We start from the raw sequence: 10,890 nt of genomic DNA, 5'->3' as shown, positions 1-10,890 counted from the left end.
TCGGCGACCGCTTCCTGCAGCGCTATCCGCAACAGCTTTCCGGCGGCCAGCGTCAGCGCGTGGCGATTGCGCGCGCTTTTGCACCGAATCCGGCGCTGCTGGTGGCCGATGAACCGGTCAGCGCGCTCGACGTTTCGGTGCAGGCACAGGTGCTGGATCTGCTGGCCGATATGCAGGCCGAACACGGCACCGCGCTGCTGTTTATCTCTCACGATCTCGGCGTGATCCAGCATCTGGCGGATCGCGTGCTGGTGATGCAGAACGGGCAAGTGGTGGAGAGCGGGGCGCTGCAGCAGGTGTTCGCCGCGCCGCAGCACCCGTGGACGCAAAAACTGTTACAGGCGCTGCCGGTCATTCCCGACTGGCAGCCCGCGAACGCATATTAAGGAGAGCAGAATGAGTCAGACACAACGCCAGCTGCGGCTGGGCGCGATTATTCAGGGCGTATCCGGCAACATGTCGGCATGGCGTCATCCCGATGCGGTGGCGGATGCCAGCATTAACATCGATTACGTGCTGGATCTGGCGCGCAAAGCCGAGCAGGCGAAGATCGATTTCCTGTTTGTCGCAGACGGTTTGTACATCACGCCGCAGTCGATTCCGCACTTCCTCAACCGCTTTGAGCCGATCACCTTGTTGTCGGCGCTGTCGCTGGTGACCAAAAAAATCGGTCTGGTCGCCACGCTTTCAACCTCCTACAGCGAGCCGTTTACCGTCGCGCGCCAGTTTGCCAGCCTCGATCATCTGAGCGGCGGTCGCGTTGGCTGGAACGTGGTGACCTCGCCGCTGGAAGGCTCGGCGAAAAACTTCTCGCGCAGCACCCATCCAGAACATGACGAGCGTTACCGCGTTGCCAGCGAATATTTGCAGGTGGTGAAAGGGCTGTGGGATTCATGGGAAGGCGATGCCTTTGTGCGCAATAAACAGAGCGGGGAATTCTTCGCCGCCGACAAGCTGCATACGCTGAATCATCAAGGACAGTACTTCTCGGTGCAGGGACCGCTCAACGTCGGCCGCTCGCCGCAGGGACGTCCGATTGTGTTCCAGGCGGGCGCTTCAGAAGCGGGCAAAGCCTTCGCCACCGAAGCCGCCGATGCCATTTATACGCGCCAGGAAACGCTCGAGCAGGCGCGCGAGTTCCGTGAAGATGTACGTCGCCGGCTGGTGGCGCGCGGGCGCGATGCCGATGATATTCGTGTGTTCCAGGGCATCAGCGTGATTATTGGTGAAACTGAGGAAGACGCCGAGCGCCGCTATCAGCAAACCGCCGAACTGGTGACCATCGATAAAGCGCTGGAGTATCTTGGCCGCTACTTCGAGCATCATGATTTCAGTCAGTACACGCTGGATGACCCTTTCCCGGATATTGGCGAACTCGGCAGCAACAGCTTCCGCAGCACCACCGACAAGATCAAACAGAACGCCCGCGAACGGGGCTTAACGCTACGTCAGGCGGCGCTGGAAGAAGCCACGCCGCGTCCGAGTTTCCTGGGTACGGCGGAGCAGGGAGCGGAAGGGCTGGCAAACTGGTTCCTGCAGGGCGCAACCGACGGTTTTATCGTGCGCGGCGGCACGCCAACCGCATTTGATGATTTCGTGGCGCAGGTGATTCCGCTGTTGCAGGCGCGGGGTATTTATCGCAAAGAGTATGAAGGCGAGACGCTGCGCGAGAACCTGGGATTGGACGAGCCGGCAAACCAGTTCGCGGTGCAGCGTAGTCGTGAGCAGGTAGCGTAATGTTGGCAAGGTCGCCATAAATGGCGACCATACGATTATAATGCCGTCACGCCGAGCGCGGCGGCGCGATCCTTCCACTCCCGCACTTCGTCATAAAACGCCCGATCGCTCACGCTGAACCCGCTGATCAAACTCTCCGCCAGCAGATCCTGATAACGCTTATCGCGGGTTAGCTCGCTCAACGCACTGCGAAGTTTCTCAAGGGTTTTCGCATCGGTTTTGGCCGAGGTAATCAGCGGCAGCGCGGCGCACAGCGGCGTTTCGCCAATAATCTCCAGCCCCGCCAGTTCCTTTGGATAATTGCGGCGCAGCAGCGCCCAGGTGATGCAATCAATCGCTGCGATATCCGTATCGCCCGCCCGCAACGCCGCCAGCGACTGACGATGGCTGCCGCTGAAACGGGTTTCGCTGAAGAATTTCCCGTTCTGCGCCAGCGGGGCAATCACGTAGCGTAGCGCGTTGAAGCCGGAGTGCGAATCGTTGCTGTTGCACACCGCGCGCCGACCACAGAAATCGCTGAGCGTCAGGTTCTCATCTTCGCGGCGTGCCACTAGCCAACTGCGATAGCGCATGCCGTCGCAGCCCTGCGCGCTGGAGTGAAAGGTGCCGACCAGCTGAACATCGGGTAGCAGTTCCACCAGCGGATAACCGCAGGTTTGGCTCAGCAGCAGCTGCTCATCGCGCCAGTGCGGCAGTAAATCCTGCGGCCAGCTAACCTCAGCCTGCACGCCGCGTTGTTGCAGCAGCGTCGTTAGCGCTGAGGTCAGGCCGAGAGTCGCCTGATGGTTGATGTCGTACATCGGTAACGAAAGCGTGGGCATTCTGTGCATCCTTTTGCGTACCCGGATGGGCATTAACCTCGACCGATTTGCGCCAGAAGCGAGTTATCCACTCGCCATAACCGGCGACGCGAAAACCGTGATTACGCTGATGATAACCATCGCGATACAGCAAATAGACTTTGCGTAATCCGTACCACGGCAAACCGGGCAGATCGTGATGTACAGAATGATAGTTGAGATTGAGGAACAGCAAGCGCCACGGCAGCGCGGCTTCGTTATTGACTGAGCGCGCCAGCGGTTCTTCTTCAGCGCGATGCTCGTAGAAGGATCGCACTTTGGTCAGCATCAGCGCCGGGTAACTCACCGCCAGCACGAACCACAGCGGCGAGAAGCTGTGCGACGTCATCCAGTAAAACAGCCCGCTCAGCAAGCTGAGATGAATAGTCCACATCGCCATCGCCGGTGTATCGCGCTGGATAAAGGCATTCAGCAAGGTTTTGACGGTCGCGCACATATCCAGCAGGGGACCGATCAGCAAGCGGCCAGGAAAGGTGTTGCGCAGATGAATCACCTGCTGCTGCCACGGCTTGAGTTGCGCCCAGCGCGTTGGTGAAAGGTAGTAGGTTTCCGGATCTTCATCGGGATCGGTCAGCGTGTGATTGCGATGATGCGCCAGATGCGAATCGCGATATAAACCATATGGATACCACACCGCCAGCGGCAGCGTACCGAACAGCTGATTGAAACGGGGAAAACGCGTCGGGTGGCCGTGAATCATCTCGTGCTGCAGCGACATATACCAGGTGGTAAACAGGAGCAGCAGCAGCGTGCTCAAGGTTAATCCCAGCGTTTGCCAATAGACAACGCTGGCGAACCAGCCGCCGTACACCGCCACCATCAATAGCCACGTCGGCAATTCGCTGCGCCACAGCCAGCTGCGTGCCAGTTGATGCACCACCTCGCGCTGTTGCGCGCTGAGATAGGCGGATGTCCCTTTACTCATGGAGAAGCCGAACCTGTGAACAGTGATGAGGCCTCTGACGATGATTGAACACCGTGATGAACACAAAGAATCTCTTTTTCTTACTTATGCAAAAAAGTTGATGAAGCGCGCGAAATCTATTGGCTATCAGTCACCTCGTCTGTGGCGTAACCTTGCTGCATTGAAAACGTTTGAGCCTGCGTGGCTCACGAGGAGAATTTCAGCATGAAAAAGATTGGCTTCTTATCCTTTGGTCACTGGACCCCATCATCACAATCTGCCACCCGTTCGGCGCAGGACGTCCTGCTGCAATCAATTGATTTAGCGGTCGCGGCCGAAGAGTTGGGTGCCGATGGTGCCTACTTCCGCGTGCACCACTTTGCCCGTCAGTTGAGCTCGCCGTTCCCGCTCCTGGCGGCGGTGGGTGCGCGTACCAAAAAGATCGAAATTGGTACCGGCGTGATCGATATGCGTTACGAAAACCCGTTGTACATGGCGGAAGATGCCGGCGCGGCGGATCTGATTTCTAACGGTCGTCTGCAGCTCGGCCTGAGCCGTGGCTCACCAGAGCAAGTGATCGAAGGCTATCGCTACTTTGGTTTTGATCCGCAGAACGGCGAAAGCGATGCCGATATGGGCCGTCGTCATACCGAGGAATTGCTGGAAGTGCTTCGCGGTGAAGGTTTCGCGAAACCGAATCCGCAGCCGATGTTCCCGAATCCGCCGGGCTTGCTGCGTCTGGAGCCGTTCTCGGCTGGATTGCGTGAGCGTATCTGGTGGGGTTCTGGTTCCAACGCAACATCCATCTGGGCAGCGCAGCAGGGCATGAACCTGCAAAGCTCTACCCTGAAAGATGATGAAACCGGCGAGCCGTTCCACGTGCAGCAGGCGAAGCAGATTCGTGCCTATCGTCAGGCATGGGAAGCCGCGGGCCATCAGCGTACGCCGCGTGTTTCGGTGAGCCGCAGCATCTTTGCGCTGACCAACGACACCGACCGCGCCTACTTTGGTCGCAGTGGCCAGGATCAGGATTCGGTGGGTTTCCTCGACGAGAAAACCCGCGCCATCTTTGGTCGCAGCTACGCCGCCGAGCCGGATCAGTTGATCAAACAGCTGGCGCAGGACGAAGGGATTGCTGAAGCGGATACGCTGCTGCTGACCATCCCGAACCAGTTAGGCGTGGATTACTGTGCGCACGTGATTGAGAGCATTTTGACCCACGTTGCACCGGAGTTGGGTTGGCGTTAAGTATAAGGTGCGCAGCAATGCGCACCGTTTGTCATGGGGTCGCCATTCATGGCGACCTGGTACAAAAACCCATCAAAACGCTGTTTCCAGTGAATCTGTGACGCAATAATCATCATCCACCAGCGGCAGATAGCGCCATTTATCAAAGGCTGTACAGGGATGCGAAATACCGCAGCCGACCCAATCGCCTACCTGCAGTGGCTCATCCTCCGGCAATAACAAATAAGCGTGCTGATCGTTCACATCATCTATACGCAGATGCGTTGCGGTGCGCGGGGCGCTGCCATCGGCGTTGCGGATCCACAGCGGATTCGGCAGATCCTGATCGAAGGGTACGTCGCGACGACCGAAATCCACGAACGCCAGGCCCGGTTGCGGGCGCGATAACACGCGGCCCCAAATCTCCAGCGCGGCAGCAAAATGATGCGTCGCGCCCGGCTGGGCAAAGGGCGCGATGCGCGCATACAATCCGCTGTCGTGCGCCATATAAGCACCGGAACGGATCAGTGGCGTCATCGGCAACGGCAGTTGTGCTGCGGTGAAGCACGCCGTCACCACATCAAACCACGCACCGCCACCGGCGCTGAGGATAATGTGATCGCTGCTGAACAGCTGCTTTTCTGCCAGCAATTCAGCGGTAGCGATCATCATCTGGCAGTAATCCTTCACGCGTTGAATGCCGCTTTCATCACGGTTTGCACCCAGCGCACCTTCATAACCGGCCACGCCCACCAGCTTCAGAGCTGGGCAGGCGGCGATCGCTTCGGCAATCGCTACTGCGTCCTGCTGAGAACGACAGCCGGTGCGGCCACCGCTGACTGACATCTCCAGCAGCACCGAAATCTGGCTATCGCCGAGGTTCTGCGCCAACAGCTTCACGCCTTGCAGCGAATCGACATAGCACAGGAAGCCGTGATCGGGATGTTGCTGTTGCCACTGCGCAATCCAGCGAATGCCCGCCGGGTCGACCAGCTGATTGGCGAGAAACACATTGCGGATGCCGAACTGGCGCAGCGCACGTACTTGTGCGGGCGTGGCGGCACCCAAACCCCACGCGCCGCCTTGGGTAATTGCGCGGCGCAGAATGGCGGGCGACATCGAGGTTTTCCCGTGCGCGGCGAGCATCACGCCGTTTTCGCGGCAGAAGTCCGCCAGCTGGCGCAGGTTATTCTCCAGCGCCGACTGCTTCATGATCATCAGCGGAGAGAACACCTGATCGCTGCTGAGTACTGCGGTGCCGACAGCAAGCGGCGTATCACCAGCACCCGCAACCGATTTAAAACGTGGCGCGGTTTGCTGCGCATCCAGTAATCCATCCGCCTGCAGCGGAAAGCGAATCGACATAGATCCTCCTGTTAATGCTCAAGTACGCGTGATAAGAACTGCTGAGTGCGCGGGTTCTGCGGGTTGACGAAGATTTGCTCGGGCGAACCTTGTTCGGCAATTACGCCCTGATCCATAAACACCACGCGGTCAGCGGTTTTGCGCGCAAAGCCCATCTCATGCGTCACCACCACCATGGTCATGCCTTCACGCGCCAGGCTGCGCATCACTTCCATCACTTCGCCCACCAACTCGGGATCCAGCGCTGAGGTGGCTTCATCAAAGAACATGATTTTCGGTTCTACCGCCAGCGCACGGGCAATCGCCACGCGCTGCTGCTGACCACCGGAAAGCTGCGCCGGATAGTGATGCGCGCGCTCGGCGAGTCCGACACGCGTGAGTGCCGCCATGCCGCGTTTAGTGGCTTCGGCCTCCGACAGCTTTTGCGCTTTGATCAGCGCCAGCGTCACGTTGCCGAGCGCGGTTTTGTGCGGGAACAGGTTGAACTGCTGGAACACCATGCCAACGTGGCCGCAAATTTCACTGGCGCGTTTGCGTTGATGCAGCGGCACGTCGTTGACCCACACTTCTCCGCCGTCGGCCACTTCCAGCCCGCTCATGATGCGCAACACGGTACTTTTGCCGGATCCGGACGCGCCAATCAGCACCAGCACTTCCCCCGGTGAAACATCAAGGCTGATCTCTTTCAGCACCTGGGTTGCGCCAAACGATTTGGTTATCCGGCTTAAGGTAATGGCGGATTTGCTCATGAGATTTGGCTCCTGGTTTGATGATGTTGAACCCAACGGGAAAGCGGGAAGCAGACGGCGAAGTAGAGCAGGGCGACCAGACCGTAAACGATGACCGGTTGACCGATGCGATCGACAATTGCCTGGCCTTGATGCATCAGTTCGGACATGCCGATCATGCTGACGATCGAGGTGTCTTTGATCAGGGAAAGATACTGGCCCGCCAGCGGCGGCAATACGATGCCGCGTGTTTGCGGCAGGATCACGCTCATAAAAGTCTGACCTTTGGACAGGCCCAAAATCCATGACACTTCCCACTGGCCTTTCGGCACTGCTTCAATACCGGCGCGGAACACCTCGGCGATATACGCGCCCTGATAGATGCTCAGACCCAGAATACCGGCGGCAAACAGGTTGATGTCATAGCCGAAATAGGCCACGCCGAAGTAAATGAACATCAGCGTGATCAGCACCGGCGTGCCGCGAAACAGTTCGGTGTAGATCACTGCAACCTGCTTCAGCACCGGTAAGCGACTGGTACGCAACACTGCCGCCAGCAAGCCCAGCAGCGTGCTGCCAATAATCGCAGCCACCGACAGCAGCAGCGTGATACCGAGGCCTTTTAGCAGAATCGGTAACGAACTGATGATTAACTCGTTCATAGCGCGTTCTCCCGTTTCACTGGATTAGTCAGCCATTTTCTTGCCCACCACCAGGCGGACTTTTTTATCGGGGTCACCAGCGGCGGGTGGAACATGCGCCGTCCTGCAATCGTACCCAGCCAGGAGAACAGGTTGCTCAGCACCAGATAAACCAAGGCCACCACGCTAAAGGTCTGGATATACAGCAGCGTACGCGCGTTGATCACCGTGGCGGTGCCGGTCAGTTCGGGCAGCGCAATCGCCGACAGCAAAGAGGTGCCGAGCAGCAGTTGAATCAGGTTGTTGATAATAGCGGGCCACACCGCGCGCGCCGCCTGCGGCAGCACCACGGTGAGAAACACCTGACGACGCGGAATGCCCAGCACCCACGCGGCTTCAAGCTGGCCTTTCGGCACCGATTGAATCCCCGCGCGGAAGGTTTCGGACAGGTACGCACCGACGTTGATCCCCAGCGCCAGCACACCCGCCGTAAAGGCGCTCATGGTGATGCCGAGCGACGGCAGACCAAAGAAGATGATGAAGATCTGCAGCAGCACCGGCGTGTTGCGAATGAACTCAACGTAGCAGTGACTGATCCAGCGCAACGGGGCCAGCGGCGACGCTTTCGCCAGCGCCGAGAGCAAACCGAGCGCCACCGCCAGCGCAAACGCCAGCAACGTCACCTGCAAGGTGAGCCACGCGGCGTCAAGAAAAGTGTCGGCGTAGCGCCACAGGGTTAGCCATTGATAACTCATGGTTCTGCTCCTTCGGGCGGCGCAGCATCTGCTGCCGCGCCGCGTGGGGATCAATATTGCGGATTCAGCGGGTAACGCGGTTTGTTGCCGAACCATTTCTGATACAGCTGGGCGTTTTCGCCGGAGGCGTTAATTTCAAACAGGAATTCGTTGAGGTAGTTGGTCCAGACCTGATCGCCCTGTTTCACACCGAAGGCGTTGTATTCCAGCGGCACCAGCGCTTCGTTGGTCACGGTTAACGTTGGGTCAAGCTTGGCCTGATAGGCGAGGAAGTTGTTATCCTCGATCATCGCATCGGCCTGGCCCTGTTTCACCGCGAGGATGGCCGCTTGCGATGAGTCGTACTCCTGAATTTTTACGTCGATGCCCAGATTGCGCACTTCATCGCCGTTAGTAGAGCCCTTCACCGTGGCGATGGTTTTGCCGCCCATATCGTGTGCGGACTGAATGCCGCTATTTTTACGCACCAGCATCGCTTCACTCGCCACCACATACGGGTTGGTGAAGCCGATCTCTTTGGCGCGTTCCAGATTGCGGGTGAAGTTACAGAACACCACATCCACTTTATTGGTTTGCAGATTAGGAATGCGGTTGGCGCTGGTGGTGTTGACCATTTCCAGCTTCACGCCCATCTCTTTGGCCAGCGCTTTGGCGAGATCAACATCGTAGCCATCCGGGTTGCCGTCTTTATCGTAAAACCCAAACGGCGCAAAGCTCAGGCAGTCACCGACGCGCAGCGTGCCGCGTTGCAATACAGTTTGCAGCGCTGACTGCGGCGCGGCACCCGCCTCTTTTTTCTCTTCGGTTGGCGTACAGCCCGCCAGCGTCAGTAATACCAGCGCGCCGGCTAGCGCGTTGAGACTTACTTTTAGCGATGTTGTCTTCATTGTTATGCTCTCTTTAGAAATTTTGACGAGACGGTGTAATACCGTTATTTCACAGCAAAATAGAAAGGCATCAATTAATAACAGGCTGTCCTGGTGTGGGCGTAGAAAGTAAAATTCGCCAGCCTGTTTTAACCGTAATGTTTATTTACGATCGGCGCGGAAGCATTTCATATCGACTTCGACTTTGCAGTCGACCACTAAATCCTGCACGCTACAAATACGTGCCGGAGGATTTCCGCTGAATATCTCACTGAATACTTTATTAAATGAACTGAAATAACGCGCGTCGGTTAATACCGCCGTGACATGCACCACATCTTCCACGCGATAACCGGCTTCGCGCATGATGGTGAGACAGTTTTCGAACGCCAGCTGCGTCTGTTCAATGATACCGCCTTCCACCACTTCGCCGTCGCGCATCGGCGTCTGGCCGGAGATGTAGAGCCAGCCATCGGCTTCGACCGCGCGGGCAAACGGCAGTTTCTGCCCGCCGGTACCGGTTCCGCCTTCGACGCCATAACGTTTAATCGTCATCCGTTCCTGCTCCTATTGCAGCGAAAATCTGCTTACTATTTTGTCTGATATACCAGACTGCTATCTGCAATACTGGATAGGGCAAGATTTGCACAGGAATTTTTCTTTTGCAATATGTGCACCGCTATTTAATTTTTTGTGATGTCGTCCGGATCGCAAAATAAATTTAAGCTGAGTGCGTATTTAAATTGGAGTGTGATCGCTATCGTAGTTTTATAAAATCTCAGTGAGCGGAATGCGCCATAATGAGGCACCAAAATTGATCGGGTTAATAAATGGCGGGTGATTAATATTTATTTAATCCGGGATGGGTAAAAGTTGATGCGCGGTGTATCATGCCTCTCTTTCAATGCCTATGCCTTTTATAGCTATCCCACCAAGGAGTGAGTTTATGCCGGATGAAAAAACCTCGCGGGCGCGCGGCGTTGACCGGGTTATTGATATCTTTCGGCAGTTGCACAGCGCACGCCAACCGATGTCGATGCGCGCGTTGATTGATGCAACCGGCGCACCGCGTTCCAGCATCTATGAATTAGTCAGCCTGTTGAGTGAAGCCGGTTTGGTGGAATTGGATGCCGAGGGCGCGGTGTTCTTTGGCCGTGAGATGCACTATTACGGTGCGGATTATATGGCGCACAACGATCTGATCCGTCGGGCGCATCAGCTGATGGTGGAGATTGTGGCGCGCCACGGCGAAACCGTGCAGCTCTGTATGCTGGAAGGCAATAAATACACCGTGGTGCTCTCTGAGAGTAATGCGCATCCGTTCAAAATCACCTCCGATATCGGCGTGCGTGTGCCAATTACCTGGACCGCGACCGGCCGCTTGCTGCTGAGTAACTGGTCGGATAGCGCGATTCTGGATCTGATCCCGGAAGAGGATTATCGCCTCGCCAGCGGCAAGATTCTCGATAAGCAGGCGTTTCTTGATGAAATTCATCACGCCGGAAAACTCGGTTATTGCATGACGGAAGGCTTGTCGGAAAGCTTTACCTGCTGCATGGCGGCGCCGATCCGTTCGCGCAGCGGTCAGGCCGTGGCGGCAATCTGCTTTATGGTCAGTCGCGATACGCCGCAAGAACGTCGCCAGATGCTGCTGCAGGAACTGATCACCTCAGGACAAAAACTGTCTGATTTCACCTGACAGCGCTCTCGTAAAACTCCGTTACACCTGATTGAAGTGGCGTTTATTCTCGCCACTTAAGGTTGTGTTAAGGTAATTGATAATAATAACTATTCTTTTTACCACGGA

At 56.9% G+C, this 10,890-nt stretch carries 12 protein-coding genes; 4 read left to right on the top strand and 8 right to left on the bottom strand.

Annotated elements, in window-relative coordinates; translation table 11 throughout:
• Together RTM06_RS15595 and RTM06_RS15590 are read left to right on the top strand one after the other, a co-directional pair.
• Positions 1-386: ABC transporter ATP-binding protein (locus RTM06_RS15595; RefSeq protein WP_312183390.1), on the top strand; the 386-nt coding region annotated here is incomplete at its 5' end.
• Between the two features lie 10 nt (positions 387-396).
• The gene (locus RTM06_RS15590; RefSeq protein ID WP_312183388.1) at positions 397-1,737 is read left to right on the top strand and encodes an LLM class flavin-dependent oxidoreductase; all 1,341 of its coding nucleotides are present in this window, start codon (positions 397-399) and stop codon (positions 1,735-1,737) included.
• 35 nt (positions 1,738-1,772) lie between these two features.
• Here the strand turns inward: RTM06_RS15590 and RTM06_RS15585 are convergent, their stop codons facing one another.
• Together RTM06_RS15585 and RTM06_RS15580 are read right to left on the bottom strand one after the other, a co-directional pair.
• On the bottom strand, positions 1,773-2,558 hold the full coding sequence (locus RTM06_RS15585; protein WP_409455809.1) for a phosphate/phosphite/phosphonate ABC transporter substrate-binding protein: 786 nt from the start codon (positions 2,556-2,558) through the stop codon (positions 1,773-1,775).
• On the bottom strand, positions 2,455-3,522 hold the full coding sequence (locus RTM06_RS15580; protein WP_312183384.1) for a fatty acid desaturase: 1,068 nt from the start codon (positions 3,520-3,522) through the stop codon (positions 2,455-2,457). The genes RTM06_RS15585 and RTM06_RS15580 overlap by 104 nt, the downstream gene beginning before the upstream one ends.
• Before the next feature lie 204 nt (positions 3,523-3,726).
• On the opposite strand from RTM06_RS15580, the gene RTM06_RS15575 reads away from it, so the two are divergent.
• Entirely contained in the window at positions 3,727-4,749 is a 1,023-nt protein-coding gene (locus RTM06_RS15575; RefSeq protein WP_008104762.1) for an LLM class flavin-dependent oxidoreductase, read from the top strand.
• 72 nt (positions 4,750-4,821) lie between these two features.
• Here the strand turns inward: RTM06_RS15575 and RTM06_RS15570 are convergent, their stop codons facing one another.
• The 6 genes from RTM06_RS15570 to RTM06_RS15545 form a co-directional block, all read right to left on the bottom strand.
• The gene (locus tag RTM06_RS15570) at positions 4,822-6,093 is read right to left on the bottom strand and encodes an alanine racemase (RefSeq protein ID WP_312183383.1); all 1,272 of its coding nucleotides are present in this window, start codon (positions 6,091-6,093) and stop codon (positions 4,822-4,824) included.
• Between the two features lie 11 nt (positions 6,094-6,104).
• Positions 6,105-6,842, bottom strand: coding sequence for an amino acid ABC transporter ATP-binding protein (locus tag RTM06_RS15565; protein WP_265301859.1), 738 nt, complete (start codon positions 6,840-6,842; stop codon positions 6,105-6,107).
• Positions 6,839-7,483 carry an amino acid ABC transporter permease gene (locus RTM06_RS15560; RefSeq protein ID WP_312183381.1) on the bottom strand — a complete coding sequence of 215 codons (645 nt, stop codon included), beginning with the start codon at positions 7,481-7,483 and terminating at the stop codon, positions 6,839-6,841. The genes RTM06_RS15565 and RTM06_RS15560 overlap by 4 nt, the downstream gene beginning before the upstream one ends.
• Positions 7,480-8,217: an amino acid ABC transporter permease gene (locus tag RTM06_RS15555; protein ID WP_008109154.1), complete on the bottom strand. Its 738-nt coding sequence runs from the start codon at positions 8,215-8,217 to the stop codon at positions 7,480-7,482. Before RTM06_RS15555 ends, RTM06_RS15560 begins: the two co-directional genes overlap by 4 nt.
• Positions 8,218-8,267: 50 nt before the next feature.
• Positions 8,268-9,104 (bottom strand): transporter substrate-binding domain-containing protein, encoded by an 837-nt coding sequence (locus RTM06_RS15550; RefSeq protein ID WP_008109152.1) that lies wholly within the window; start codon positions 9,102-9,104, stop codon positions 8,268-8,270.
• Positions 9,105-9,245: 141 nt separating this feature from the next.
• Positions 9,246-9,638, bottom strand: coding sequence for a RidA family protein (locus RTM06_RS15545; protein ID WP_008109150.1), 393 nt, complete (start codon positions 9,636-9,638; stop codon positions 9,246-9,248).
• A gap of 391 nt (positions 9,639-10,029) precedes the next feature.
• Here RTM06_RS15545 and RTM06_RS15540 point away from each other — a divergent pair, with 391 nt between their 5' ends.
• Positions 10,030-10,782 (top strand): IclR family transcriptional regulator, encoded by a 753-nt coding sequence (locus tag RTM06_RS15540; protein WP_312183377.1) that lies wholly within the window; start codon positions 10,030-10,032, stop codon positions 10,780-10,782.
• The last annotated feature ends 108 nt before the right edge of the window (positions 10,783-10,890 follow it).

It is taken from the genome of Pantoea sp. CTOTU46764 (genome assembly GCF_031974595.1).
Lineage (GTDB): Bacteria > Pseudomonadota > Gammaproteobacteria > Enterobacterales > Enterobacteriaceae > Pantoea > Pantoea trifolii.
The sequence above is the reverse complement of the archived record's forward strand: the minus strand, read 5'-3'. Positions and strand labels throughout refer to the sequence as shown.

Coding starts and splice junctions, on each gene's coding strand:
- RTM06_RS15555 (WP_008109154.1), bottom strand. CDS start 8,217: ATGAGTTATCAATGGCTAACCCTGTGGCGCTACGCCGACACTTTTCTT.
- RTM06_RS15570 (WP_312183383.1), bottom strand. CDS start 6,093: ATGTCGATTCGCTTTCCGCTGCAGGCGGATGGATTACTGGATGCGCAG.
- RTM06_RS15590 (WP_312183388.1), top strand. CDS start 397: ATGAGTCAGACACAACGCCAGCTGCGGCTGGGCGCGATTATTCAGGGC.
- RTM06_RS15565 (WP_265301859.1), bottom strand. CDS start 6,842: ATGAGCAAATCCGCCATTACCTTAAGCCGGATAACCAAATCGTTTGGC.
- RTM06_RS15540 (WP_312183377.1), top strand. CDS start 10,030: ATGCCGGATGAAAAAACCTCGCGGGCGCGCGGCGTTGACCGGGTTATT.
- RTM06_RS15560 (WP_312183381.1), bottom strand. CDS start 7,483: ATGAACGAGTTAATCATCAGTTCGTTACCGATTCTGCTAAAAGGCCTC.
- RTM06_RS15550 (WP_008109152.1), bottom strand. CDS start 9,104: ATGAAGACAACATCGCTAAAAGTAAGTCTCAACGCGCTAGCCGGCGCG.
- RTM06_RS15575 (WP_008104762.1), top strand. CDS start 3,727: ATGAAAAAGATTGGCTTCTTATCCTTTGGTCACTGGACCCCATCATCA.
- RTM06_RS15580 (WP_312183384.1), bottom strand. CDS start 3,522: ATGAGTAAAGGGACATCCGCCTATCTCAGCGCGCAACAGCGCGAGGTG.
- RTM06_RS15545 (WP_008109150.1), bottom strand. CDS start 9,638: ATGACGATTAAACGTTATGGCGTCGAAGGCGGAACCGGTACCGGCGGG.
- RTM06_RS15585 (WP_409455809.1), bottom strand. CDS start 2,558: ATGCCCACGCTTTCGTTACCGATGTACGACATCAACCATCAGGCGACT.